Origin of the sequence: Metabacillus mangrovi (assembly GCF_009711125.1) — a bacterium.
GTDB lineage: Bacteria > Bacillota > Bacilli > Bacillales > Bacillaceae > Metabacillus_B > Metabacillus_B mangrovi.
The window spans coordinates 85451-110812 of sequence record NZ_WMIB01000005.1 but is presented as its reverse complement, the minus strand read 5'-3'; the positions used below and the strand labels follow the sequence as shown (position 1 = coordinate 110812).

The window sequence follows — 25362 nt, the reverse complement described above, 5'->3', positions numbered from 1 at the left end:
CCTTTTATTATGGTAAAATGGGTGCGGAAAGGAGGAGATGACATGACCCATTGGCATATTGCAGCATGGATTCTGGCGGTCATCCTGTTTTTCGCTGTATACGTTTTGTATAAGAAAGGAAGGATGAAGTCCGCAGCTGTCCTGCACGGCATTCTGAGGCTTGATTACCTGCTCGTTTTAGCAAGCGGTTTCTATCTGGTCGCTTCCGTGTCCATCACGTTCGGCCACTTAATGAAAGCCGCTCTCGGCATCCTGACAATTGGTTTTCTGGAAATTGTAGCTGTACATAAGAAAAAAGGGGAATCATACAAGCCGCTGTGGATCTTCTGCCTGGCTGTCCTTGGAGGGACAATTCTTCTCGGCTTATACTTGCCGCTTGGGATCCGCTTTTAAGGAATCAGGGTCACGAGCGGGAGACGCGGCCTGTTCCTGGCTGCTAATCCACAGGGAGAGTGGCAATCTGAACCGTCCCGTAAGAAGTACGAAAATAAACATACTTGAAAGGCGAAGGGACCCGGGTTCGGGAAAACCTTGACGATCCTATGTGTCTCTTACGGTCTTAGGAGCCGCTATTTTCTGACCGGACCGGAAGCGGAGCGGTTCAGCAAGATAAGGGCTGGTGAGGCCGGATGATAAATGTAACCGCTTTATCTAATAGGGTAAGAGTTTTTGGGAATGATATCTTAAAGCACATGCCGGGCAGGGGAGAATAAACCAATGAGAATTACTGTGCAGAATAACATACTGGCTGAAAAAGATTACATAATAAAAAATAGCGGGGCCAGTAAAGGGTATTACCTTCGGCCTGATGAATATGAGAATTACGATGAGCATACGAAACAACTTTTATATGATTTGATCTGCAGCATGGATTATTTTCCGATCTTCATAACCTATGAAGCCTATGACCGGGATGTGGAGTCTCTGCTCGTAAAATGGGGAATCCATTTCACAATGATCGTAAGCACCCCTTTAAACACATATCCGCTATACCATTTGCACATTCCAAATTCGAAGTCCCTCATGCTGGTCTTAAATGAAACCTTCTGGACTGCAGCCAGCAACCAGTTCTATGCACTGTCAATATCAGGCTTTATCCCGCTTGAGCAGGTAAAGCGGCACAGGCGGTCCGTCATGCTTCCGAGTATTGACATGGCAGTCCATTCAGAAGTGATGGTTATTTTTCATGACGGCTGGGGATTTGAATGGTATACGAACAATCCTTTTACACTGCCTGAGGGAACCATTGTAACAAATGCAGAGGAATAACCGGGCAGGATCGAGAATAGGTAACAAAAAAAGGAGGAATGCATGATGATCCGGAATAAATCGAGCAGTTAAGCCTGACCGTCTGCCAGAGGACCTCCCAGTCAATCTGTTTACAGAGAGCTGACAAGGGAGGGATAAAAGCTGGGAAATACGAGAAAACTGCTGCTGATCGCCATTGGCGAGGGATTGGTATTTGCTTACGTGATTGAACGGCTGTTCGCAGAATCAAGGGGACTGTCAGTGCTTGAGATGCAGAGCTTGCTGACCATTTATGCGGTCATAAGTGCTGTATTAGAAATACCGTGCGGGGCACTCGCGGACAGATGGAAGAAGAAATATGTTCTGGCCGCCGGTTTGTTCATCTGCTACTTTGAATTTGTGTTTTCCTTGTTTGCATACGATTTTCTCGGTTTCAGTCTTGCTTATCTTGCCGCCGCCACAGGAGGTTCCCTGAAATCAGGTGTTGCTGAATCGATTCTTTACATGACATTGAAGGAGCACGGGAGAGAACCGGAATTTGTGAAATGGCAGGGGCGCTTTCAGTTTACGGGAGGCGCAGTTATGGGCGTATGCAGTCTGATGGGGGGCTATCTAGCCTCCGAATACGGGTTAGAGATCACCTACTGGCTTTCTCTTGCCGGTCTGCCCCTGTGTGCAGGCGCTGCTCTCCTGCTGGAGGAGCCGTCATCGGCAGATTCTGAAGTAGAGAAACAGCTGCCTGTCTGGAAACAGGTGAAAAGCGGAATCCGGTCCATCCTGAAAGCGAAGCAGCTGCTGCAGATTGTGCTGATTAGCGCGATCGTCTATGCTGTGCTGCAAAATGAGCTGTATGAGATGAGCATGCTCGTTTATCCGGAAATAGGGATACCTGTGCTTTACTTTGGAGTGATTAGCTTTGGCATCATAGGCGTGAGTGCCGTGTCCAATCTGGCCTCTGACTGGTACGCGGGAACGGGACTTGGATTAAGAACAGCTTTTGCTGCAGGTGCAGTATGCATTTTTTTGTTTGGTTTTCTGCAGGAATGGTATGCCGTTTTTTTCGCTGCTGCAGCGATCGGCTTTCTGGAGCTGACATCACCTATAATGGCCGGGCTTCTTCAGGAACAGGCCTCAGATGAATACCGCGTGACAGCGGCTTCTGTGGAGTCGCTTTGCGCAAATGCCATGAGTATAGCGATCGGAACCGGCTTTGGCGCGGCAGCAGGAGCATTCGGCATCCAGACAGCCTTTCAGCTTCTGGCAGTGGCTGCCGGGGGCTTGGTATTGGCACGCCTTCAGACAAAATAAAAAACGCCCGGAGGCTTTCCGGGCGTTTTCCTAGTTGGTCCTTCTCGCGATTTCTTCAGCCACATTCATTCCGCTGATGGTTACCATAGGGGAACCGCCGCCGGGATGGGTGCTGCCTCCGGCAAAGGAGAGGTTTTGTACATCAGCAGGGAAATTGCCGGGGCGCATAAAGGCGTCCCATTTTTTATTGGCAGAAATCCCATAAAGGGCACCGCGGTATGCTCCGAACTGCTCCTGGATATCAAGCGGTGTATACAGCTTCTCTTCCCGGATCCTTCCTCTCAGCTGAACGCCTGCTTCTTCCAGCTTATCGTAAATCAGCTCCTTGTAGGCCTGAGGGGAAATCTGCAGATGGCCGTTTTCATCAAGCGGCGGAGCATTCACAAGAATGAACAGGTTGCTGCATCCCTCAGGTGCCTGAGAAGGATCGGTGATGGAAGAATTGCTTATGTAGATGGTGGGATCGCTGCTGTATGCCTGTTTTTTGAACAGTTCGCCGAACTCCCTGCGGTAATCGTCTGAAAAGAACACACTGTGGTGGGCAAGCTTTTCCACCGTTCCCTCCACACCTGCCAGAATGACAAATGCAGAAATGGACGGGGACAGTCCGTCCCGTTTTTTATCAGTGAAGTGCGGCCGTTCTTTTTCGGCAATCAGCTCCGGGTAGGCTTTAAGCAAATCGGCGTTCAGCACAAACTCGTCGGCGTTCAGCTCCTGGCCGTTTTCCAGCAGAACGGTGTTGATCCGCCTGTTGGAAACCTGCAGCTCCTGCACCTTCGTATTCATCATAAAATGCACGCCCATTTCCTGGGCAATGGAATAAAAGGATTCCGCTATTTTGGTGTTGCCGCCTTTTACATAGTAGACTCCCTGCACCAGCTCCAGATAGGCGATCATCGCAAACGTAGCCGGAGACTGATATGGAGAGGATCCGATATATGTGGCATAGCGGTTAAAAGCTTGAATAACCTGCTCGTTGCCGAAGTATCTCCGGAAAAAGCGGTCCATTGACTCAAGCGGCCGGACTCTCATAAATGCATAGCTTAGTCCCGGAGAAGCATAATCAAGGACGTTTTTAAACATTCTGGGGAAAAAGTGAGTTTCGGACAGCTTATAGAGCCTGGTAATTTCACCGAGAAAACGATCATAGTTCTTAAAGCCTTTCGGATCGATCGTTTTAAGCTGGCATTTCATTGCTTCAGCATCGCTGCTGAGATAGAACCGGGTCCCGTCTTTAAAATAGTTCACCGTATGCCGTTCCAGCTTCACCATCTCAATAGAATCTTCCATTACCTTGCCGGCCTGATGAAATACCCTCTTAAACACGTGGGGCATTGTGATGGTATTAGGGCCGAAATCAAAACGATAGGGACCGAGTTCAACCGGCATCAGCTTGCCGCCGGGGTGGCTGTTTTTTTCCGCAACGGTTACATCCCACCCTTTTGCTGCAAGGGTAATGGCTGCAGACAGCCCGCCGAGGCCCGCCCCTATTACGACTGCTTTTTTCATCCTGTCCCTCCTTTCAAAGCAAATTAACGAAGTGCTTTGTATCTCCTGTAACTACTTTTTGTTTTAACCGGTCCAGCTGTCCGGTAAATTGCTCTTCCAGTGCTTTCGTTTTTTCTTTCCGGCTGCCGGGGAGGCTCGTGTATAGAACCGGCTCACCGATTTCTGCATAGATTTCCTGTTTCTGTTCCCTGCCGAATGAATAGTACAATGCCATCGGAAGAATCGGGGTATCCGGACTTTTTTCAGCCATCGCCATCAGCCCCGACAAAAATTTAAGCGGGCGCTGCTCAAGATGCTGTTCGTCCCCCTGGGGGAAAATAGCAACCGTTTTCCCTTCATTCAGCAGAGAGCTTCCATAATGGACCGCCTTGACGATATCCCTCGGGTTCTCCCGGTTCACTGAAAAAGCACCAAGCCTCTTGAAGTAAGGGAATTCCTTTAATCCTTTTTCATGCATCATGACGTGGAAATCGTGCTTAAGATACTCCCGGTTTATGTAATGAAGCACCAGCCCGTCCCACCAGCTGCAGTGGTTCGCACACCAAAGCGCGTTTGGAGGAAGGGAGGAGGGGGCAGACAGATAGATTCCGCGGTAATGCCTGCGGAAAAGCCGTTTTGTGAATGTGGAAAAACCAAAGTCAAACCACTTGCTTTTGCGGACTTCGATCATGCGATCCCCTCTTTATTGAAAAAATATACCCTGTCAGGACTAAGACAGCAGGGGTCAGAGAAAAGGTGACTGCAAGCCACAGGGAATCGATCGCTGCCAGCAGAACAAACATCGCGAACACAAGGAAATAAACCATGACTGCACGGTTTTGCCATCGTACAGATCTCGCATATTTCTTCTTCCCGGCAGTTCCAATTAGCAAATGCAGAATAAAAGCAGTGATGAACCAGCCGGCAAAGTTGGAAAATGGAATGTTGTAATAAAAGCTGTCCGCTGTCCAAACCCAGTATGCCTTCACCTTATATGCGACCGGATCCAGAATCAGATCGATCATGACAGCCAGCAGGGCGCCTGCCGTGCTGAAGAGAAGAAGGGGAGCGCCCGGCCAGATCGCTTTCATAATGGCGTGGGAACCAGCCATTACCATCAGCCAGGCAAAACCGATCGCGATCGGAACTCCGAGCAGCTGCGGTCCGAAATCGCTCGTATAATAGTAATCGCCGAACATAATTCCGTATTCGACCCCTAAAAATTCTATAAAGATCGAAAGCAGGACGACGGCAGCGGACAAAATAAACCCGGTACGCGGACCGTATGTATGATGGAAATAAACTCCTCCCAGTGTACCTGCTACAATGAGGAATACCACATTCGCCCATTCCAGCCATGCTGGCAGAAGGTCGAAAGAAAGCAGAATAACCCCGCATCCATACCAAATTAAAAAGAAAATATACAAACCTTGATCAGCTTTCATATCTTTCACATCTTTCACCTCTTTACCGTCATTATAGGCAAAGCAGGGGAAGATGCACAAGAAAAGAGCGGTTCCTCCACACACAAAAAAGCGGCAGCATAAATGCCGCCGCTCGCGTATTTTCTTAATGAGCCGTCTGCTCCCTGAGAGCCGGCTTGCCTTTTTCGACAAAACCCTTGCTGACCCAGGCCCTTGATTTCCATCTGAAATACATCAGAATGCCTCTAGTCCATTCATCGAGGATAAACGCAATCCAGATTCCGGCGAGACCAAAACCGAAGTGAATGCCGAGCACATAAGCGACTGGAACACTAATTCCCCACATCGAGATCAGCCCCATGTAAACCGGGAATTTCACATCTCCAGCAGCTCTAAGCGCACCGATGATGACGAGATTGAAGGCTCTGCCTGGTTCAAGGAGTACAGTAAGCAGAATCAGCATGCCTCCCGTTTGGATGATTTCCTGATTGCTTGTAAACAATCCGAAGAGGCTGTCAGAACCTGTGCTGACGATAACGGCCATAAGAACAGAAGCTCCAATCGCCAGATAGAGACTTTTCATACACCGTCTGAAAGCTTCTTCATATTTTTTTGCTCCGACCATCCGGCCGACAAGAATTTGAGTTCCCTGACTGACGGAAATGCTGAACAAGAAGATAAACATCATCAGGTTCTGTGCGTAAATTTTTGTCGTCAGCGCTTCTGTGCCGATCATCGCGACGAAAAATGTAATTGCCATCTGCGACATATTGTAGGAAAGCTGTTCTCCGGCAGAAGGAACCCCTATTTTTAACAGGTTTATCAAATGTCTTGTATTAAATTCGAGACTCTCTCTAAGCGCCGGAATTCGCTTGATCAGCACGAACCCGATGATCACAAGCCCCAGTATCCTGGAAGCAGCAGTGGAAATGGCCGCTCCCTGAATGCCAAGCTCAGGCAGTCCGAAAGCCCCGAAGATCAAGGTATAGTTACCGGCTACATTCAGTACATTCATCAAAATCGTTATGTACATCGTATCCTTCGTAAAACCGTAGCTGCGCAGTACAGCGGCTCCGGTCATAATTAAAGCCTGAATGACAATAAAGGTTCCTACAATCCCAAGATATTGATTTCCTTCATCAAGCAGAGAAGGAGACAGGTTCATTAAAGAAAGGATCGGCTTGCTGAAGAAAAAGAGGATGGCACTGATGAACGATCCAATGATAAAATTGGTTATAAGCGACATGACCGCGACTTCCTTCGCCGTTTTCTCCTTTCCGGCACCGAGATTCTGTGTAATTAAAATGACAGAGCCTGTAGCAATAAATCCGAACATCACAATTACAAGGTTTAGAATCTGGTTAGCAACACCGGCTGCAGCAACGGATTCATCCGAATACTGGCTGAGCATGAAGGTGTCTGCATTTCCCATGAGCATATGCAGAAAAATTTCAATAAAAATAGGCCATGTTAAGGCAAATAACGTGATTTGTTTTTTGTCTATCTGTCTAGGCATTCTGTATTCCTCCCTTGCTGTAAGTAACACAGCGATTCCTAGTTTACAACGGGAGGGGAGGAATAGAAAGAGAGCAAACCGATTAAACTTGGAAAATTCCGACCTGAGAGGTTTTGGTGAATTATGACTTTTCTGACATTCCACACCCCGCCATTCCCTACTTTCATAAAAGCTGGTCAATTTGTTTTCAAAGCGGGAAGCCGGCACTTTAAACGGACGTTTACTGTTTTCGATCTGCTCTACGTAAAAAAAGGGGAGCTTTTTATGACGGAAAACGGAAAGCCCTTTAAAGTGGAAGAGGGGGAATACATCCTCCTGCTCCCTGGAATGGAGCATTACGGCCACAAGGAAAGCAGCAGGAAAACAGAAGTATACTGGCTTCATTTTAAAACAGAAGGAAAGTGGTGGACAGAAGAAGAGGGGCATGATAACTGGATGGATGCAAAAATAAGGGATGCGGATTTCGAACAGGCCGCCCAGTTTCAATTCAGAATTATGCAAAAGGCGCGGCTCGAGCATCCTCTTGCAGCTGAGAATCTGCTTGAAAACCTGGCAAGCATCACGGGACAATCAGCAGATACGGATTTGAGGCACCAGCTGTATTTTCAGGAGCTGCTCGTCCATCTTCAAAGGGAAGCTTTGAACATTCCTTCTGCTGCCGAGCAGGTAACAGAAGCAGCCGTAAGCTATCTTCAGGAGCAGTACCAATCCGATATCGGTATGGAGGACCTCGCCCGAAGCATTCTTTTCCATGCAGATTATATTACACGCTGCATGCAGAAAACACTCGGCATGACACCCATCCAGTACTTAAACCAGTACAGGCTCTCTCAGGCGAAACGGCTTCTTGCAGCAACAGACGACAAAATCTCTTTTATCGCAAAAGAAACCGGTATAACCGACGCCACGTATTTCTCGAAGCTGTTCCGCAAAATCGAAGGCATGACACCGAATGAATACCGGAGGGTGATGAGCAGGCAGAAAGAATAGAAAAAGGGGAACGCGAAGGCGTTCCCCTTTTTTATCATTACACAAGCTGTACAAGGTGTTTTTTCGGATCGTAGTCCATCCGTTCCCTGCCTTCTTTAACACGATGAAGGAAATCGGGGTTCGAGATCAGCGGGCGTCCGAATGCGGCAACATCCATCACGCCTTTTTCAAGAAATTCCACCGCGTTATCCGCCTCAAGGCTTCCCACGCCGATAATTGGACCGGACCAATATTTTCTCGCAATGTCATATAGCGTCTGGCCGGGTGCGACATGCTCTTCTGCATTCATGATAGAAGGGTGGATAATCTGAATCCCTGTTTCTTTAAATGCTTCTGCATAAGTTTTCATCGCTTCATCCGCATCCTCCCAGCGGTACTCAGGATGGTCCACTTTATGGGCAGAAAAACGGATGATCGTGCGGTCAGCACCCACTTCATTGATAACCGCCCGGATCACTTTTTTCATAAACGTCAGTCTTTCAGCGAGCTCTCCGCCATATTCGTCGGTCCGCTCATTGGACTGATAGCTGTTAAACTGGTCAATCAAATAACCGTGTGCACCATGGATCTCCACACCGTCAAAGCCGGCTTCCATCGCATTGCGTGCAGCCTGTGCATACTGGCCGATCACTTTTTCAGCACCCTCTGCGGACAATTCTTCAGGCTCTCCGTATGGCTTGCGGAAGCGGGGAACCAATCCTTCAGCAGCGATGGCAGACGGCGCCTCAGGCTGCTGTCCGCGGATCAGATCCGGATGACTCAGCCGGCCGACATGCCAGATTTGCGCAGCAATTGTACCGCCCTCTTTATGAACAGCCTCCGTTACCTTCTTCCAGCCTTCAACCTGTTCTTTTGTATATAGTCCAGGCACGCCTGGATTTCCTTTCGCACGATCGCTGATCACAACGCCTTCTGTAATAATCAGACCGATTCCATCAGCCGCACGCTTCCGGTAGTACTCCGCAACCTCCGGCCCGGGTACCCCCGTGTCATCATCTGAAAACGACCGGGTCATCGGCGCCATTGCCGACCGGGTTCTCAATTCAAACGCCCCGATTTTTACAGGCTCAAATAATTTTTTATAAGACATATCATCAGCATCTCCTTTTGAAAGATTACGTTAATAGTGTAGCAGGGGAGAAGTCTTTAAACCAAATGGTTTGATTTGAGAGGAAAGAGTTGGGGAGGGCAATTAGGTTCAGTAGAGGTCAACAGAGTTCTGAAGGGGTTATCAGAGTTCCAGAGGGGTCAGTCCCTCACTCTGCTAAAGGACTAAAGCTCCGGCACCGACGCCTGTATCCCTTGTGGCCCAAGGGCCCGCGGCTACAGGTCTCTGTCCCCCGTTGCGTTAAAGCAGCAGGGGACTGGCACCGTGCCAGTCCCCACACTCGCTGCCGTACTAAAGCTCCGGCACCGACGCTGGAAACCCTTGCTGCGCAAGGGCTCACAGGCAATGGTCTCTGTCCCCACATGCGTTAAAGCAGTGCGGGACTGACCCCGGGGTGGTCTCCAGTCCGCAATATTAGACCAAATGATTTGATTGGAAAGGAAAAAGACTGAAGGGGAGAGAAGTAGTGAGAGGAGGTGGAAAAGATGATCATCAGAGGAGATAAAGTAACGTTAAGCTGGGTGGAAGAGAAAGATTACGAGACAATCTACCATCTTCGGTATGGGGAAAAAAATCCGGAGTGGAAGAAATGGGATGCCCCATATTATCCGCTTGAAAATAAAACCTTTACCCAGTATACGCATGAAATGAGAGGAAAGCCTTCAGGTATGGAAGCGAAAATTACGGTAGGACAGGAAATCATCGGGACCGTTATTTACTACTGGGAGCATCAGCCTTCAAATTGGCTCGAAGCCGGAATCGTGGTGTACAAACCGGGATATTGGGGAGGAGGCTATGGTTCAGAAGCCCTTAGCTTGTGGATCAGCCATTTATTTTCCGGCATGGACATTCCAAGAGTAGGAATCACCACCTGGTCAGGCAACGAACGCATGATGAAAAGTGCAGCAAAGCAGGGAATGAAGCTTGAAGGACGGCTTCGAAAATGCCGGCTTTACAACGGAACATATTACGACTCCATCCGAATGGGGATTTTAAGAGAAGAATGGGAAGCACTGAAAGGGAAAAATGAGCAGAGCAGGATCTCAATCCATTAATGAAGAGCGGGATCACACTTGAAAAGTAACGGCATCTGAGTCCGCTTGGTTAACTTCGCCGGACAACAGATCCGTTATTTTTTGTAATACCAGACATCGGTTAATTAGATAGGCCCTTTACAGCCGAACCCGAAGATGTATCACTATAGTCCTATATCTTAACTTGTCATTGTTTTTACCGGACAAATAACTCGGGATAGGTATGTAATTAGGTTCATTGTAAATGTATTTATTAATTTAGAAAAAAATAAATTTTCACATAATAATAAAAATGATAGAATGAGAAAAGCTCATTACTATTGATAACGCTTACATATCAGGAGGGTGCCATGCAGACTTCAAACAATGATTTGAAAAAAGAATTAAAAGAACGCCATATTTTGATGATTGCCCTGGGAGGAGTGATCGGTACAGGTTTGTTCCTGAGCACTGGCTATACGATTGGCGAAGCGGGCCCCGGCGGAGCTATCCTTGCCTATCTGATTGGCGGGTTTGTGATGTATTTGACTATGCTTTGCCTGGGGGAACTTGCTGTAGCGCTGCCGCATGTTGGGTCTTATCAGACTTATGCTGCCAAGTTTATTTCACCTGGTGCCGGATATGTTGTAGGGTGGATGTCATGGCTGAACTGGTCGGTGACCGTCGGGCTTGAATTACTGACAGTAAGTATTCTGATGAAACGATGGTTTCCGGAAGTGAACCCGTGGATCTGGTGTGTCGTGTTTGCCGTGCTTTTGTTTGCCATCAATGCACTTTCTTCCAAAAGCTTTGCAGAAGTGGAATTCTGGTTTGCCGGCATTAAAGTCATTACCGTCATCGCCTTCATCATTTTAGGCGGAGCGGCCATTTTTGGTCTGCTGCAAATGGAAGGCGGAGCACCGGCGCCGATGTTCAGCAATTTTACAGAACATGGAGGGCTGTTTCCTAACGGGATCCTTGCCATTATCGTCACCATGATTGGCGTGAATTTTGCCTTTCAGGGGACGGAGCTTGTCGGAATCGCAGCGGGTGAAAGCAAAAATCCGGAGAAGACCATCCCGAAAGCGATTCATCATACAGTTTGGCGGATTTTAATCTTCTTCGTGCTTTCCGTTTTTGTACTGTCAGCGCTGTTTCCATGGAAAGAGGCAGGACTGATGGAGAGCCCGTTCGTCACCGTTTTTGACCGGATCGGCATTCCGTATGCTGCGGATATTATGAACTTTGTCATCATTACAGCCGTTCTTTCTGTAGCCAATTCAGGTCTCTATGCGACATCACGTGTGCTTTGGTCCATGTCTCGCCAGGGAATGATCAGCGGCCGGTTCGGAAAACTGAACAAGCGCGGAGTTCCGATCAATGCGCTGATTGCCAGTATGGTTGTCGGCTGTCTATGTCTGCTATGCGGATTCTTCGCAGAAGATACGGTATATGTATGGCTTTTGTCCATCGCAGGCTTTGGAGCGGTGTTTGTCTGGGCCTCGATTGCTCTGTCCAATTATATGGGAAGAAAACAGTTCATTCGCAATGGCGGAAAAGTGGAAGATTTGAAATTCAGGACGCCTCTTTATCCGTTTGTCCCACTCGCGGCACTTGGAGCAAACGTACTCGTAATGATCAGTCTAGCTTTTATTCCCGATCAGCGGATGGCTCTTTACTGCGGAATCCCGTTCCTGATTGGCTGTGCACTGTTTTACCGCTTTTACGCGAAAGCAAGAATGACCTTCAATGAAGTGGAGCTGAATATAGAGCCGGAAAAAGATTTAGCCGAAAGAAAAAAGGCGTAGCATGAGAAAAAGGATCATGCTGACTGCCGTCGCTTTGCTGGCCGTTGGAGTGCTGAGAAATAGAAAAAAGAAGAGGTCCTACGGCTGGACCTTGTTTGTTCCACTTGGGATTAATGTAAAATACCTGCCTGTTGATCTTGAAAATGGCAAGGTTACCGGGCAAGTCATGAATAAAGAGAAAACAGTTATGACAGTGGAAGCCGATTTAAAAAAGGGGATAACCTCTGTAACTGGGAATCTTCCGAAACACGTCCTGAAAAAAGGCATCACAAAAGAAATTTTTATTAATCAAATTGAAACGGAAGGTGCATTCTATTTGAAACATTCCATCCGGGACCCAGAGGAGTATAAGAAGCAGATTATTAAAGAAGCTGACGATAGAAGACTTTAGAGAAGGGGTCAGTCACTCGCTCTGCTAAAGGACTAAAGCTCCGGCACTGGCACCCGCATCCTTTGCGGCTCTAAGGCCCGCGGCAGCAGGCCTCTGTCCCCTGCTGCGGTAAAGCAGCAGGGGACTGGCACCGTGCCAGTCCCCACATTCTCTAACGCATTAAAGCTCCGGCACCAGCTTCGGAAACCGTTGCTGCGCAAGGGCTCATAGACTCAAGCCTCTGTCCCAGCATGCGTTAAAGCAGCGCGGGACTGACCCCGTGCGGCCTTATCTGCACCAAAAATAAAAAACCGTCCCCCACACAAGGGAACGGTCTCTTCAGCTGAACAAATAAGCCAGTATCCCCGGCAGCCTCTCCTGCCAGGCAGATTCATTGTGAGTTCCGCCTTCCACAATCTCAAACCGGCAGTCCTTCACTTTTTCTTTCATAATCCAGTAAACCGGAGTACTTGAATCGATGTACTGCTGGCTGCTGATGATAGAGGTTTCTTCTTCAGTTCCAACATCCATGTAAAATTTCTCTACAGCACTTAAATCGCTGGTCCGGATCAACTCCTCGATCTCTTCCTGATTAAACCAGTAAGCAGAAGAGAGAGAGGCGGCTCTCTTAAAAACATCCGGATAGCAGCAAACCGCGTAGGTGGTGATGTGGCCGCCCATTGAACTTCCCATCATGACGGAGAAATCTTTCCGGACCGGATAGTTCTCTTCAATCATCGGTTTGAATTCTTCAGCGAAAAAGCGGATGTATTCTTTGCCTTCTCCGCCGAGCTCTTCGTCAATTCCGAACAGCTTCTTTCCAAGACCATGACTCGGCCATGGTCCGTACTCATCAAACCGCCCGAACCGTTCTTCATTGCAGTCGATTCCGGCCACGATGATTTCGAGGTTCATCTCCTTTAGAACATCTGCCACTCCCCACGCCTTACCGTATCCGGCATCTTCATCCTTAAACAGATTTTGTCCGTCATGCATATAGAGCACCGGATATTTTTTACCTGCCGATTGATAATCATCAGGCAGGTACATCCGGACCTTTCTTTTCCGGCCGAATGGGGTGAGCGTAATTTCAAACGTTTCGAACATGCTTCAGCTCTCCTTGCTGTAAAGGAAGAATTGGGTGCTCAGTCCGTCGGCCTGGATGGAATCTGCTGCAAAATCGAGATCCTTCAGCAGATCACGGCCGCTTTTGCCCCGCAGTTCATGAGGCAGGGGAATCTCTTTCGCGGACTCTGACTGGTTAACAGCGCCGATGATGATTTCTTTCTCATTTTCCTTCGCATATAGAAGGGTATTATCCGCACTGTCTGCATGATAAATCGTAAATTCTCCTTCATTTCTCAAAAGAGGGTAGGCATTCCGAAGACTGAGAAGCTTCTTGACAAAAGCATGCAGTTCCCTGTCCTGGCCATCCTCATCCCATACCATGCAGGCACGGCAGCCCGGATCATTGTCACCGGCCATTCCGATCTCATCTCCGTAGTAGATGCACGGGGACCCGCTGAAGCTCAGCTGGAAAGCAAAAAGCTGCTTGACGCGTTCCTTGCTATCGCCTGACAGCGTCAGGATCCGGTCTGTATCGTGGCTTCCGAGCAGGTTGAAGGCAACTTCGTTTATATTCTGCGGGTAAGCGTGCATTCCGTTGACGATAACCGAAGCGAACTCTTCAGCGCGGATTTTATCCTTCGCAAAAAAGTTGAGGGCACCGTTCGTGAACGGATAGTTCATCACAGCGTCAAATTGGTCTCCGGTCAGCCACGGCATGCTGTCATGCCAGATCTCACCGAGAATGTAGCAATCCTCCTTCACTTCCTTGACTGCTTTCCGGAAATCTCTCCAAAACTCGTGATCGACCTCATTTGCCACATCGAGGCGCCATCCGTCAATATCAAACTCCCTAATCCAGTACTGACCCACTTCAAGAAGGTATTTCTTTACTTCCGGATGACGGGTATTCAGCTTGGGCATCGTTTTTTCATAAGCGAATGTGTCATAGCCCAGGGGTTCTTCCTGAACAGGGAACTCGTAAATATGGAACCAGTCTTTATAGGAAGAGGTCTCGCCTTTTTCAAGAACATCCTGAAACGGTTCGAATAAGTAGCCGCTGTGGTTGAATACGGCATCAAGCATGACTTTGATTCCGCGTGCATGGGCTTCCTTCACAAAAAGTTTTAATGTTGCCTTATCTCCAAACTGCGGGTCGATTTCCATATAATCGATCGTATCGTATTTATGATTTGAATAGGCTTTGAAAATCGGAGTGAAATAGACTCCGGAAATACCGAGATCTTTTAAATAATCAAGATGGCTGATGACTCCTTCCAGATCACCTCCGAAGAAGTTGGATGGGGTCGGATCTGCGCTTCCCCATGGCAGCGTACCGGGAGGATTCAGTTCAGCATTGCCGTTTGCGAACCGCTCAGGAAAGATTTGATACCACACCGTATCCTTGACCCACTCCGGAGCGCGGAAACGGTCTCCTTCATGGAGGTACGGAAAGCAGAAGAAGTTTGCAATATCATCTAATGGCGCTTCTTCAAAAAAACCTTTTTCCGCATAAATAAGCGTTTCTTTTTCTGATATAAGTTCAAAGCCGTAGCGAAGTCTTCTAAAAGACGGGCTGACTGCGGCCATATAGTAATCAAAAAGGGAGTCGCTGCCGGATTTTTTCATCGGAATGGATTGTGCCAGCCACTTTCCTTCTTCCCAGTCGTACGGATCGCCGTGGATCAGATTGACCCGCTCGGCATCCCCTTTTTTTGTGCGGATTCGAATATGGAGCGTCTTCTCATCATAAATATAGGCAAATTCGTTCTTTGGTCTGTGATAAACTGCTTCTCTTAGCAAAAAAGACTCACTCCTTATTGGGCAGTGCAAACGGATGCCCTGAATTAATAGTTAAAGAGTATTTGAAAGCACTATCAATGTCAATATTTCAGGTATTCAAAACTGTGCAAAAATTTTTTCGAAAAAGTGCTTGTCAAAACGAAGATAGGCGCTATAATAAGATTTAGGTTGTGCAATCGTTTTCACAGAAAATGCAAGCGCTTTAGTGTAAGCGCTATATATTGAATGGACCGTGCAAACGCTTGTACATACTCATCGTACTATTTTACTAGATAACATAATTAGGAGGGGTCAAAATGAAGAAAGTCATGTCCTTATTCATGATGGTAATTCTTCTGATCGGTGTTCTGGCTGCTTGCGGACCGGACGCAAAGGAAGGCGCTTCAGCTGATGGCGACAAAAAATCAGGGGATGCAGCAAAGCCTGAAAAGCTGATTGTTTGGGAAGATAAAGATAAATCCAAATGGCTTGAAGCAGCAGCTGCTGATTTCGAAAAAGAAAACGGTATCAAAATTGAGTTTAAAGAAGTTGAAATGGCTACAAAAATGCGTGACCAGCTTCGCCTTGACGGACCGGCAGGAACGGGCCCGGACGTTGTAACTCTTCCCCATGACCAAATCGGCCAGGTAGCTACTGAAGGCCTGATTTCCGAAATCAATGTTGAAGAATCAGTAACAGGTTCCTTCACAGAATCTTCTATTGAATCACAAACATACGACGGAAAGCTTTACGGACTTCCAAAATCCACTGAAACTCCTGTTCTGATCTACAATAAAGCGCTTGTAAATGAAGTGCCGGCTACAATGGAAGATCTTCAGGCAAAAGCAAAGGAACTGACAACTGGCGGCAAATACGGTTTCCTTGCATTGTTTGACAACTACTACTTTGCAAACGCTGTTATCGGCGGTATGGGCGGATACGTGTTCGGTGACGAAGGCGGCAAGCCAAATCCGAAAGATATCGGTCTTAACAATGAAGGCGCTGTCAAAGGTGCTGAGTTCATCCAATCCTTCTACAAAGATGGCCTGTTCCCTAAAGGAATCATCGGTGAAAACGGCGGTTCTGCACTTGACGGACTTTTCAATGAAGGGAAAGCAGCATTCGTAATGAACGGACCTTGGGCTTACCAGTCCTACAAAGATTCCGGGATTGAAATCGGTGTTGCGCCGCTTCCTAAATTCGCAAGCGGCGAGCCGATGAAAACATTCGTTGGAGTAAAAGGCTGGCATGTAAGCAACTACTCTAAAAACAAAGAATGGGCAACTAAATTCATTGAGTATGCAACAAGCGAAGAAGTTGCAAAAGCACGCTATGAGCAGACGTTTGAGATCCCGCCGGTAAAAGCACTGGCTGAAGATCCAATCATCGCTGACAACCCTGAAGCAAAAGCAGTTGCAGATCAGTCTGCAGTCGGTATCCCAATGCCGAACATTCCTGAAATGGCGGAAGTTTGGAAGCCTATGGCTGACAACCTTCAAACGCTTGTAACAGGCAAAACAGAACCTAAAAAATCTCTTGACGCTGCTGCAAAAGCAATCGAGCAGAACATTGAGGCTAACCACTCCAAATAAGCAAAGCAAAAGGAAGCAGTACTCCGCTGCACGGGGTGCTGCTTCCTTTCCTAAAAAAAGAATCAGGTTCTTAAGAAGCAGCAAACAATGGGCTTGCTGTTTCTCAAGAGCCTGGCTCTTCATAAAAAGCCGGCGCAGAAGCACAGCCTTCTGCTAGAAAGAAAGGGGAATACAGACATGGCAGATCTAGCTTATGATTTAAAACCAGAACAGCCGAAGCAGCCACAACAGCCTGAACTTAAACACCAGTCCAGCCACAGAAAGAAAGCCGCAGCCCTTTCCATTATTCCGGGACTCGGCCAGGCCTATAACAAACAGTACATGAAAGCGGGAATCTTCCTGATCCTTGCGGCATCGTTTCTGTTCGTTTCATGGGATATGCTTGATATCGGTCTTTGGGGACTCGTTACTCTAGGTACGGACATTACGAGAGACCACTCCATTTTCCTGCTCGTATACGGAATCATTGCCATCTTCCTCGTAGCATTCGGGATTCTGTTTTACTGGCTGAACATAAGAGACGCCTACAAAAACGGAGAAAAACGCGATTTGAATATCCCGCTCAGCACGGTACGGGAGCAATACCGCAACCTGGTCGACAACGGTTTTCCATACCTGATCATGACGCCGGGCTTCATGCTCCTTGCTTTCGTAGTGGTTCTTCCCATCATTTTCATCGTTTTATTATCTTTTACGAATTATGATTTGTATCACTCCCCGCCGGCCAAGCTTGTCGACTGGGTAAGCTTCAAGAACTTTGTGGATATTTTCAGTATCGATATTTGGCGCCAGACATTCTTCTCCGTTTTCGCATGGACGATTGTATGGACATTTGGTGCGACGACACTTCAAATCGCGCTTGGTATTTTCCTCGCGATCCTCGTTAACCAAAAGGATTTGAAAGGAAAGGCTATCATCCGGACAGTATTCATTCTTCCGTGGGCTGTACCGTCCTTCGTTTCTGTATTGATTTTTGCAGGATTGTTCAATGAATCATTCGGTGCCATCAACATGGATATCCTATCCCTGTTTGGAATCGATCCCATTCCTTGGATGACAGAGCCGATGTATGCACGGATCGCCTTGATCCTTGTGCAGTGCTGGCTTGGATTCCCATTCATTTTTGCGATGACAACCGGTGTGCTTCAGTCTATTCCTGAAGAGCTGTATGAAGCAGCTACAGTTGACGGTGCGAGCACGTGGCAGAAGTTCAAAGGAATCACACTTCCGCTCGTTCTTTTCTCTACTGCACCTATTTTGATCACGCAGTTTACGTTTAACTTTAACAACTTTAATGTTATCTACCTGTTTAATGCAGGAGGCCCTGCGGTGGCAGACCAGAATGCAGGATCTACGGATATCCTGATCTCCTGGATCTACCGTCTGACCATGACTTCTGCCCAGTACTCCAAAGCGGCAGCCATCACACTGATGCTCTCTACAATTGTCATCATCGTAGCGGTTTGGCAGTTTAGAAGAACGAAATCATTCCAAGAGGAGGATATGATGTAATGAGTACTAAGAGACATAAAATCGTCAGGCTAACGTTATCCTACCTCGTCATTCTGTTCATGTTTGCTGTTATTCTGTATCCTGTAGCATGGGTTGTCGGTTCTTCCTTCAACCCGGGAAACAGTTTATCGGGATCAACGATCATCCCGGAAAACCCATCTCTCAAGCACTATGCGTATCTCTTTGATGTTACACAGAGTAAATACCTATTCTGGTACTGGAACTCTCTAAAAATCAGCGTACTCACAATGATTCTGACGCTGATCATGGTTTCACTCACAGCGTACTCCTTTTCGCGCTACCGCTTCGCAGGACGCAAAAACGGTCTGATGACGTTCCTTGTGCTGCAGATGATTCCGAACTTTGCAGCCCTGATTGCCATCTACGTTCTGGCTCTTGTTACAGGACTTCTTGATTCTCACTGGGGACTTATTCTTGTCTATGTGGGCGGTCAGATTCCAATGAACACGTACTTGATGAAAGGCTACCTGGATACCATCCCTAAAGAGCTGGACGAATCAGCGAGAATGGACGGAGCGGGGCATCTGCGTATCTTCTTCCAAATCGTAATGCCGCTCGCGAAGCCGATTGTTGCAGTGGTCGGATTGTTCTCCTTTATCGCTCCGCTAACCGATTTCATCATTGCGAGCGTACTGCTTCGTTCCGAGAGTAACTTTACGCTGGCAGTAGGACTGTATGACATGGTTGCAAAACAATTTGGTGCCGAGTTTACGAAGTTTGCTGCAGGCTCTGTGCTGATTGCTGTACCGATTGCCATCCTGTTCCTTTCCCTGCAGAAATATTTCGTTTCCGGACTTACAGCTGGAGGAACAAAAGGATAAAATGACACGTAAGGTTCGGAGAAAAGGGCACATTGCCCGTGCTTTCACCGAACCTTTTTTTAAAGCTTTGGCAAAGGGGTTTATGGCGGATTATGAAAAAAATTACAATGCTTGTTCTTGCCGTTCTGCTGCTGGCCTTCATTCCGGATGAAGCATTAGCGAAAACAGATGACTGGCAGGGGGAACGAATTTACTTTTTGATGGTGGACAGGTTTGCCAACGGCGATCCGGCGAATGACCTGGATGCTGACCGGGATGATCCGTCCGCTTATCATGGAGGAGATTTTAAGGGGATCACGAAAAGACTCGATTACATTAAAGAGATGGGATTTACAGCCATTTGGCTGACTCCCATTTTTGAAAATGAAGGCAAGGGCTACCACGGTTACTGGATTTCCGATTTTCGGAAAGCGGAGGAACACTTTGGGACGATGGAGGAGTTTAAAACACTTGTAAAAGAAGCGCACAAACGTGACATAAAAGTCCTCCTCGATTTCGTTGTCAATCATACAGGCTATCAGCATGAGTGGCTGACCGATCCGGATAAAAAAGATTGGTTCCACGAGGAGCAGGAAATTACAAATTGGGAAGACCAAAAGCAATTGGAAGATAATTGGCTTTACGGCCTTCCAGATCTGGATCAGGAAAACGCTGAAGTAAGAAAATACCTGCTTGATACTGCGAAATGGTGGATTACCGAAACGGATATCGACGGGTATCGCCTTGATACTGTCCGGCACGTTCCGAAAGACTTCTGGACTGAATTTTCAAAAGAAGTGAAATCTGTGAAGAAGGACTTTTTCCTTCTCGGAGAGGTGTGGTCAGAAGACCCTGCCTATCTCGCAGAATATGAAAAAACCGGGATTGATTCATTTGTTGATTACCCTTTCTACGAAGAAGCATCTGAGATTTTTTCAAAATTGGGCACTTCTGCCGGGCCGCTTGTGGATGTTTGGAAAAGGAATGAACACTATTACGATTCTCCGCATCTGCTCGGAACCTTTCTTGATAATCACGATAACATCCGCTTTACGAGGAAAGCACTGATCAATCAGGAGCCGCCGGGAACACGCTGGAAGCTCGGGCTGACGTATCTGTTTACTGCTCCGGGAATCCCGATCCTCTATTACGGAAGTGAAATCGCACTGGACGGTGCGGAGGATCCGGACAACCGAAGAATGATGGATTTCCGGGCTGATGAAGAACTGATTCAATACATCGGCAAGTTGAACAAAATCCGTTCCGCCGAACCTGCTCTGACAAAAGGGAAAATGGAAAAGCTGTATGACCGGAACGGACTGACTGTATTGAAGAGGACGTACAAAGGGGAAACCCTTGTAACAGCCATCAACAACAGTGATCAGACCGCTGAAGCCATCATTCCGGCAGCAGAGCTTGCTGATGATAAAGTTCTTACAGGTCTCTTAGCAGGCGAAGAAGCGAAAAACAAAAATGGCGAATTCGAACTTGTGTTAAACAGGGAATCGGCTGAGGTTTATAAATTGAACGAACCGGCTGGTCCTCACTGGGGGCTGATCAGTGCAACAATAGGTGTACCGGTTCTGTTTATCGGCTATCTCTATGCTGCAGGCAGAAGAAGGAAAAAGGTTTCCTGACTCTTTTGCAACAACAGAGGTTTATGTTATAAAGAATGAATAAGAAGTGTTCGCCTATGCAAAAATGTAAGCATTTTCTTTAAGCCGTGCAGTGTGTGTGAGGAGAGAGGAAGTGGGAGTATGGCGACGATTAAAGACGTAGCCAAGATGGCAAAAGTGGCGCCATCCACCGTATCGAGGGTGATCGCGAATAACCCCCGGATCAGCGAAAGAACGAAGGAACGGGTGCGGGAAGCAATGAAAAGCCTTGGGTATCACCCAAATTTCATTGCAAGAAGTCTCGCAAACCAATCAACGCAGGCAATCGGCATCGTTCTGCCGAGCTCTGCTGACAAAGCATTTCAAAACCCTTTCTTCCCGGAAGTCATAAGAGGAATCAGCAAGGCTGCCCACCAAAAGCAATATGCCCTGTATATGTCAACGGGAGAGACGGAAGAAGAAATTTATGAAGGTGTCGTCCATATGGTCGAGGGAAAAAGAGTAGATGGCATCGTCCTCCTCTATTCGAGTGTAGACGACAAGCTGACCCGCTTTTTAAGGCAAAAGGAATTTCCATTTGTCATCGTCGGCAAGCCCTTCAAGGATATGTATGAAATCACCCATGTGGATAACGATAATTACCGTGCTGCGAAGGAAGTAACTGAGCACTTGATTGACAGCGGCCACAAAGAGATTGCTTTTATTGGAGGAAACTTGAACCTCGTTGTGACCGTTGACCGCCTCCTGGGCTATGAAAAAGCAATCAGGAATGCAGAACTTCCATACCGGAATGAATACATCGTCCATGAAGAGTTCTTGAAAGAGGGCGGACAGGAAGCGGTTATTGAACTGTTCAGTCTCCAAAGCCCTCCAACCGCACTTGTTGTAGCGGATGATCTAATGGCAGTTGGTGTACTGAGGATGCTGTTTAAGATGGGAATCCGCGTGCCTGAGGATGTGTCGGTCGTCTCCTTTAACAACATCATGATGGCGGAGCTGTCCCAGCCGCCTCTGACTACAGTGGATATCAACATCTTCCAGCTCGGATGCGAGTCTGCAAGAAGCATCATCCAGACGATCGAGAACCCGATGGAACCGGCAAGACGCATCATCATCCCGCATAAAATCATCAAGCGCCAATCCTGCATGGCAAAGGGTCCTTCTGCACTGAAGGAAGCCTGAAGCCAAAAAAGCCTTTCCACGCGGAAAGGCTTTTTTTGTCATCAAAATCCGGTTGACACCCAATGAAGGGGCATGGCGGAAGAATAAGAATATCTTTGGATATAGTGCAGGTGGAGCGGTTTATCGTTCGTACTTATTATTGGAGCCGTTAAGTCGTCTGAATCCGGCATTCTTGTCGAATTTTCCCGAATAATCGATATAGAGTGGGAATCGATAATATATTCCCAGTTTCGAAGATAAAATCATCGTTTCGAAGATATTCTGGCAAATTAGGAGATAAAATTTTAATTTCGAAGATATGCCCTCAGCGGCACCCGATTCGCCTCCTGATAAAACATATATTTGGCCGCCGCTGCAGTTTCTATGGATACTTTCCTGCTTTTTGCTGGTGTCACACCACTAAAACGTGTGTGATGCCGGTATTCTTATGCAGATTCTATCTGCCAGTAACCCTTTCCTCAATTCTCGGTAAATCTCCATATCCTATCCAATGACTGACTTTTTAGCTGTTAACCTTCGTACTGTTTTAATATACACACTTGACCTCACTGTGCATATTGTATATATTGTATATATACAATTATTGAAGGGGTTTTCTATGAAAGTATTGATTTCAAACCAATCCAAAACTCCCATTTATCAGCAGGTCATCGATCAGATCAAGCAGCAGATTTTAAAAGGGGACCTTAAAGAAGGAGAAGCACTTCCTTCAATTCGGCTGCTGGCTAAGGAATTACAGATCAGCGTGATAACCTCTAAGCGGGCCTATGAAGAATTGGAAAAGGAAGGGCTGATCTATTCGGCAGTCGGGAAAGGTTCCTTTGTTGCATACCAGACGGATCAAGCACTGAGAGAAAAGCGGATTCAGGAAATCGAATCAAAGATGAGGGATGTCCTCAGGGATTGCCGGAATGAAAACGTGAGCATTGAAGAAGCACAGGAGATGCTCGCTAAATTATACAGGGGGATGGATTAATGGAAAACGCAGTGGAGCTTCACAATGTCACAAAATCATTTAAAGGATTTCAGCTGAAGGATATTAGCTTTACAGTAAAAAAGGGGTTTGTTACAGGATTTATTGGTGCTAATGGAGCGGGGAAGAGTTCGACGATAAAACTGATTATGAATCTGCTGAAGAAAGATTCCGGAACCCTGACCGTCTTCGGAAAAGATCACGAAAAGGATGAGCTGTGGATCAAAGAAAGAATCGGGTTTGTGTATGATGATAGTGTTTTTTATGAAGAAATGACAATCCGGGATCTGAAAAAGTTTATAGCTCCTGCTTATCAAAATTGGGATGAGAGTAAATTTCAGAAATACCTGGATGCTTTCGAGCTTCCGGAGAAAAAGAGGATCAGCAGCATGTCTAAAGGGATGAAGATGAAGACCTCTCTTATGTTCGCTTTATCCCATCATGCTGAGCTCATTATTATGGATGAACCGACTTCAGGTCTGGATCCGGTGTTCAGAAGAGAACTTCTCGATCTATTGTTTGAGATTATGCAGGACCAGGAAAAGTCAATTTTCTTTTCCACTCATATTACAACCGACCTGGACCGGATCGCGGATTACCTGATATTCATCCACAATGGAAGGATTATTTTTAACGAAGATGTTCATTCTGTTTTTTCGACATACGGAGTAGTGAAAGGTGATGCGGATGTCCTGACAAAAGAAGTGAAAAGTGAGCTGACGGGGATAAAGGAGACGAAATTCGGATTTGAGGCATTGACCTCTAATGCGGATGCAGTGAGGTCTATTATAGGAAGGGAAGCCTTGATCGAGAAACCGACACTTGAAGATATCATGTATTTTACGAAAAGAGGGGAAGCGCATGTATAATCTGATTCTCAAAGATTTCCGACTGCAAAAATGGCTGTTTCTCATCTATCTGGCGATTGTCGTGCTCTATATTGGTGTAGGCTCCAACTTGCCTGTCATAACGGCAGTAGTAGGCGGTTCTTATGCCATCAACACCCACTGGTATGATTCAAAGAAGAACGGCAACATCTTTCTCATCAGTCTCCCTTATTCAAGAGGCAAAATCATTCTTTCCAAATTTATCGGAACGTTTATCGTATCGGTCATCTATGCTTTTATTACCCTGGGACTTCAGGCAGCCATAACCGGAGGAAAAGAGACAGGAAGCATTGGGGACATCTTATTCGGACTAATGTCTGTCATGATTTTTACGGCACTGTACTTTCCCCTATTATATAAATTTTCAAATAGATATCTGGTTACCATCTTAAGTTTCCTTTTCATTCTGTTTATCTTTTTCGGCATGAAGGTGATGGATCTTGCAGGCGAGATGGTGATGAGCTTTTTTGAAACCGTTGTCTCACTTTCGCCTGCTGATTTGCTTGCCTGGACTGGTGCTGTAACGGTTGTCCTGTGTGTGATGTCTTATTTTCTTACCTTGAAGATCTATAAAGCGCGTGAATTTTAAAAGAACGTTCATGGGCGCAGCTTCATAATAAAAAGGGAACGCACCGAGTGCGTTCCCTTAGCCATTTTAGCCGTTTATCACTTTTCCGCCGTTCACATGCAGCACCTGGCCGGTTACATAGCTTGAATCCTGGCTGGCCAGATAGACGTAGCTTGCAGCAAGTTCTTCCGGCTGCCCGGGGCGGCCCATTGGTGTATCAGCACCGAATTGGCCGACTTTTTCAGCAGGGAAAGTCGATGGAATCAGCGGTGTCCAGATTGGGCCTGGTGCTACACCGTTTACACGGATTCCCTTGCTGACAAGATTTCCGGATAAAGAACGGGTAAAAGCAGTGATCGCTCCTTTGGTAGCGGAATAATCGATCAGTCCAGGGCTGCCTGCATAGGCAGTAATGGAAGTCGTATTGATAATCGAGCTGCCTTGCTGTAAATGCGGAAGGGCTGCTTTCGTCAGGTGGAACATTGAAAAAATATTTGTACGGAATGTTTTTTCAAGCTGTTCAGCTGTAATGTCCTCAAAGTTTTCCTGCGGATGCTGTTCAGCTGCATTGTTCACGAGGATGTCCAGCTTGCCGAACTTCACGATGGTTTCTCTGACGATCTGTTTGCAGAATCCTTCGTCCCCTATATCTCCTGCGATAATAAAGCAGCTGCGCCCTTCCTGCTCAACTAGGCGCTTTGTTTCTTTTGCATCTTCATGTTCATTCAGATAAGCAATGGTCACATTCGCGCCTTCACGGGCGAAAAAGATGGCGACGGCACGGCCGATTCCGCTGTCTCCGCCTGTGATGATCGCTGTTTTGCCATCCAGCTTGCCGCTGCCTTTATAAAAGTCGCCTGAAAATTTAGGCTCAGGGTGCATTTTTGTTTCTTTACCCGGCTGAATATCCTGGTGCTGCTCGGGTAAAGTCTGGTTAGATTCGTTTTGTCCGCTCATTTTTTCCACTCCTCAAGGCATTTTAAAGTTATTCCTATTTGATGATTCCCTTAGAGAAGGAAATAAAACGCAGTTCATTCAATTTGTTGTTTTATACGAATCCAGTCTGGCTTCTGCTGAATGCTGTACAAGCA

23 protein-coding genes are annotated in these 25362 nt (G+C 46.9%); 15 read left to right on the top strand and 8 right to left on the bottom strand.

Going from position 1 to position 25362, the window contains the following annotated elements:
- Positions 1 to 42 precede the first annotated feature (42 nt).
- The 3 genes from GKZ89_RS07750 (at position 43) to GKZ89_RS07740 (ending at position 2556) form a co-directional block, all read left to right on the top strand.
- Positions 43 to 393: a DUF1516 family protein gene (locus GKZ89_RS07750; protein ID WP_162356588.1), complete on the top strand. Its 351-nt coding sequence runs from the start codon at positions 43 to 45 to the stop codon at positions 391 to 393.
- 324 nt (positions 394 to 717) lie between these two features.
- Entirely contained in the window at positions 718 to 1269 is a 552-nt protein-coding gene (locus GKZ89_RS07745) for a hypothetical protein (protein ID WP_155111832.1), read from the top strand.
- Positions 1270 to 1410: 141 nt separating this feature from the next.
- Positions 1411 to 2556, top strand: coding sequence for an MFS transporter (locus GKZ89_RS07740; protein ID WP_155111831.1), 1146 nt, complete (start codon positions 1411 to 1413; stop codon positions 2554 to 2556).
- Between the two features lie 30 nt (positions 2557 to 2586).
- Here GKZ89_RS07740 and GKZ89_RS07735 read toward each other — a convergent pair whose 3' ends face one another.
- From GKZ89_RS07735 to GKZ89_RS07720, 4 genes are all read right to left on the bottom strand, one after another.
- On the bottom strand, positions 2587 to 4065 hold the full coding sequence (locus GKZ89_RS07735) for a phytoene desaturase family protein (protein ID WP_155111830.1): 1479 nt from the start codon (positions 4063 to 4065) through the stop codon (positions 2587 to 2589).
- A 13-nt stretch (positions 4066 to 4078) separates the two neighbouring features.
- Positions 4079 to 4735: a lysophospholipid acyltransferase family protein gene (locus GKZ89_RS07730; RefSeq protein WP_155111829.1), complete on the bottom strand. Its 657-nt coding sequence runs from the start codon at positions 4733 to 4735 to the stop codon at positions 4079 to 4081.
- Positions 4704 to 5489 (bottom strand): carotenoid biosynthesis protein, encoded by a 786-nt coding sequence (locus GKZ89_RS07725; RefSeq protein ID WP_155111911.1) that lies wholly within the window; start codon positions 5487 to 5489, stop codon positions 4704 to 4706. The genes GKZ89_RS07730 and GKZ89_RS07725 overlap by 32 nt, the downstream gene beginning before the upstream one ends.
- Positions 5490 to 5613: 124 nt before the next feature.
- The gene (locus GKZ89_RS07720) at positions 5614 to 6984 is read right to left on the bottom strand and encodes an MATE family efflux transporter (RefSeq protein WP_155111828.1); all 1371 of its coding nucleotides are present in this window, start codon (positions 6982 to 6984) and stop codon (positions 5614 to 5616) included.
- Between the two features lie 123 nt (positions 6985 to 7107).
- Between GKZ89_RS07720 and GKZ89_RS07715 the strand changes: the two genes are divergently transcribed.
- A complete protein-coding gene (locus GKZ89_RS07715; protein ID WP_155111827.1) occupies positions 7108 to 7974 on the top strand; it encodes a helix-turn-helix transcriptional regulator in 867 nt (288 codons plus the stop codon).
- 37 nt (positions 7975 to 8011) lie between these two features.
- Here the strand turns inward: GKZ89_RS07715 and GKZ89_RS07710 are convergent, their stop codons facing one another.
- Entirely contained in the window at positions 8012 to 9064 is a 1053-nt protein-coding gene (locus GKZ89_RS07710; protein WP_155111826.1) for an oxidoreductase, read from the bottom strand.
- Positions 9065 to 9558: 494 nt separating this feature from the next.
- On the opposite strand from GKZ89_RS07710, the gene GKZ89_RS07705 reads away from it, so the two are divergent.
- The 3 genes from GKZ89_RS07705 (at position 9559) to GKZ89_RS07695 (ending at position 12294) form a co-directional block, all read left to right on the top strand.
- Positions 9559 to 10137: a GNAT family N-acetyltransferase gene (locus tag GKZ89_RS07705; protein ID WP_162356582.1), complete on the top strand. Its 579-nt coding sequence runs from the start codon at positions 9559 to 9561 to the stop codon at positions 10135 to 10137.
- Positions 10138 to 10466: 329 nt separating this feature from the next.
- Positions 10467 to 11903, top strand: a complete 1437-nt coding sequence (locus tag GKZ89_RS07700; RefSeq protein ID WP_155111824.1) for an amino acid permease — start codon at positions 10467 to 10469, stop codon at positions 11901 to 11903.
- Position 11904: 1 nt separating this feature from the next.
- Positions 11905 to 12294, top strand: coding sequence for a hypothetical protein (locus tag GKZ89_RS07695; protein ID WP_155111823.1), 390 nt, complete (start codon positions 11905 to 11907; stop codon positions 12292 to 12294).
- Between the two features lie 318 nt (positions 12295 to 12612).
- Here the strand turns inward: GKZ89_RS07695 and GKZ89_RS07690 are convergent, their stop codons facing one another.
- Both GKZ89_RS07690 and GKZ89_RS07685 read right to left on the bottom strand, forming a co-directional pair.
- Positions 12613 to 13380, bottom strand: a complete 768-nt coding sequence (locus tag GKZ89_RS07690; RefSeq protein WP_155111822.1) for an alpha/beta hydrolase — start codon at positions 13378 to 13380, stop codon at positions 12613 to 12615.
- A gap of 3 nt (positions 13381 to 13383) precedes the next feature.
- Positions 13384 to 15141 (bottom strand): glycoside hydrolase family 13 protein, encoded by a 1758-nt coding sequence (locus GKZ89_RS07685; RefSeq protein WP_155111821.1) that lies wholly within the window; start codon positions 15139 to 15141, stop codon positions 13384 to 13386.
- A gap of 296 nt (positions 15142 to 15437) precedes the next feature.
- Between GKZ89_RS07685 and GKZ89_RS07680 the strand changes: the two genes are divergently transcribed.
- The 8 genes from GKZ89_RS07680 to GKZ89_RS07645 all read left to right on the top strand — a co-directional run bounded on the left by GKZ89_RS07680 (position 15438) and on the right by GKZ89_RS07645 (position 24292).
- Complete coding sequence (locus GKZ89_RS07680; protein ID WP_155111820.1) at positions 15438 to 16712, top strand: sugar ABC transporter substrate-binding protein; 1275 nt, start codon at positions 15438 to 15440, stop codon at positions 16710 to 16712.
- 177 nt (positions 16713 to 16889) lie between these two features.
- On the top strand, positions 16890 to 18224 hold the full coding sequence (locus GKZ89_RS07675; protein WP_155111819.1) for a carbohydrate ABC transporter permease: 1335 nt from the start codon (positions 16890 to 16892) through the stop codon (positions 18222 to 18224).
- On the top strand, positions 18224 to 19066 hold the full coding sequence (locus GKZ89_RS07670) for a sugar ABC transporter permease (protein ID WP_155111818.1): 843 nt from the start codon (positions 18224 to 18226) through the stop codon (positions 19064 to 19066). Before GKZ89_RS07675 ends, GKZ89_RS07670 begins: the two co-directional genes overlap by 1 nt.
- Before the next feature lie 92 nt (positions 19067 to 19158).
- Positions 19159 to 20682 carry an alpha-amylase family glycosyl hydrolase gene (locus GKZ89_RS07665; protein WP_155111817.1) on the top strand — a complete coding sequence of 508 codons (1524 nt, stop codon included), beginning with the start codon at positions 19159 to 19161 and terminating at the stop codon, positions 20680 to 20682.
- 120 nt (positions 20683 to 20802) lie between these two features.
- Complete coding sequence (locus tag GKZ89_RS07660) at positions 20803 to 21843, top strand: LacI family DNA-binding transcriptional regulator (RefSeq protein ID WP_155111816.1); 1041 nt, start codon at positions 20803 to 20805, stop codon at positions 21841 to 21843.
- A gap of 598 nt (positions 21844 to 22441) precedes the next feature.
- Positions 22442 to 22819 carry a GntR family transcriptional regulator gene (locus GKZ89_RS07655; RefSeq protein ID WP_155111815.1) on the top strand — a complete coding sequence of 126 codons (378 nt, stop codon included), beginning with the start codon at positions 22442 to 22444 and terminating at the stop codon, positions 22817 to 22819.
- Complete coding sequence (locus GKZ89_RS07650; protein ID WP_155111814.1) at positions 22819 to 23685, top strand: ABC transporter ATP-binding protein; 867 nt, start codon at positions 22819 to 22821, stop codon at positions 23683 to 23685. The genes GKZ89_RS07655 and GKZ89_RS07650 overlap by 1 nt, the downstream gene beginning before the upstream one ends.
- Positions 23678 to 24292: an ABC-2 transporter permease gene (locus GKZ89_RS07645; protein WP_155111813.1), complete on the top strand. Its 615-nt coding sequence runs from the start codon at positions 23678 to 23680 to the stop codon at positions 24290 to 24292. Before GKZ89_RS07650 ends, GKZ89_RS07645 begins: the two co-directional genes overlap by 8 nt.
- 66 nt (positions 24293 to 24358) lie before the next feature.
- Here the strand turns inward: GKZ89_RS07645 and GKZ89_RS07640 are convergent, their stop codons facing one another.
- Positions 24359 to 25228 carry an SDR family oxidoreductase gene (locus GKZ89_RS07640; protein WP_155111812.1) on the bottom strand — a complete coding sequence of 290 codons (870 nt, stop codon included), beginning with the start codon at positions 25226 to 25228 and terminating at the stop codon, positions 24359 to 24361.
- Between the last annotated feature and the right edge of the window lie 134 nt (positions 25229 to 25362).

Bases quoted from the DNA above. Each gene is read 5' to 3' on its own strand.
- GKZ89_RS07695 (WP_155111823.1), top strand. From the start codon at position 11,905: ATGAGAAAAAGGATCATGCTGACTGCCGTCGCTTTGCTGGCCGTTGGA.
- GKZ89_RS07660 (WP_155111816.1), top strand. From the start codon at position 20,803: ATGGCGACGATTAAAGACGTAGCCAAGATGGCAAAAGTGGCGCCATCC.
- GKZ89_RS07735 (WP_155111830.1), bottom strand. From the start codon at position 4,065: ATGAAAAAAGCAGTCGTAATAGGGGCGGGCCTCGGCGGGCTGTCTGCA.
- GKZ89_RS07650 (WP_155111814.1), top strand. From the start codon at position 22,819: ATGGAAAACGCAGTGGAGCTTCACAATGTCACAAAATCATTTAAAGGA.
- GKZ89_RS07655 (WP_155111815.1), top strand. From the start codon at position 22,442: ATGAAAGTATTGATTTCAAACCAATCCAAAACTCCCATTTATCAGCAG.
- GKZ89_RS07690 (WP_155111822.1), bottom strand. From the start codon at position 13,380: ATGTTCGAAACGTTTGAAATTACGCTCACCCCATTCGGCCGGAAAAGA.
- GKZ89_RS07745 (WP_155111832.1), top strand. From the start codon at position 718: ATGAGAATTACTGTGCAGAATAACATACTGGCTGAAAAAGATTACATA.
- GKZ89_RS07720 (WP_155111828.1), bottom strand. From the start codon at position 6,984: ATGCCTAGACAGATAGACAAAAAACAAATCACGTTATTTGCCTTAACA.
- GKZ89_RS07645 (WP_155111813.1), top strand. From the start codon at position 23,678: ATGTATAATCTGATTCTCAAAGATTTCCGACTGCAAAAATGGCTGTTT.
- GKZ89_RS07710 (WP_155111826.1), bottom strand. From the start codon at position 9,064: ATGTCTTATAAAAAATTATTTGAGCCTGTAAAAATCGGGGCGTTTGAA.
- GKZ89_RS07750 (WP_162356588.1), top strand. From the start codon at position 43: ATGACCCATTGGCATATTGCAGCATGGATTCTGGCGGTCATCCTGTTT.
- GKZ89_RS07670 (WP_155111818.1), top strand. From the start codon at position 18,224: ATGAGTACTAAGAGACATAAAATCGTCAGGCTAACGTTATCCTACCTC.
- GKZ89_RS07715 (WP_155111827.1), top strand. From the start codon at position 7,108: ATGACTTTTCTGACATTCCACACCCCGCCATTCCCTACTTTCATAAAA.
- GKZ89_RS07665 (WP_155111817.1), top strand. From the start codon at position 19,159: ATGAAAAAAATTACAATGCTTGTTCTTGCCGTTCTGCTGCTGGCCTTC.
- GKZ89_RS07680 (WP_155111820.1), top strand. From the start codon at position 15,438: ATGAAGAAAGTCATGTCCTTATTCATGATGGTAATTCTTCTGATCGGT.
- GKZ89_RS07730 (WP_155111829.1), bottom strand. From the start codon at position 4,735: ATGATCGAAGTCCGCAAAAGCAAGTGGTTTGACTTTGGTTTTTCCACA.
- GKZ89_RS07725 (WP_155111911.1), bottom strand. From the start codon at position 5,489: ATGAAAGCTGATCAAGGTTTGTATATTTTCTTTTTAATTTGGTATGGA.
- GKZ89_RS07675 (WP_155111819.1), top strand. From the start codon at position 16,890: ATGGCAGATCTAGCTTATGATTTAAAACCAGAACAGCCGAAGCAGCCA.
- GKZ89_RS07700 (WP_155111824.1), top strand. From the start codon at position 10,467: ATGCAGACTTCAAACAATGATTTGAAAAAAGAATTAAAAGAACGCCAT.
- GKZ89_RS07640 (WP_155111812.1), bottom strand. From the start codon at position 25,228: ATGAGCGGACAAAACGAATCTAACCAGACTTTACCCGAGCAGCACCAG.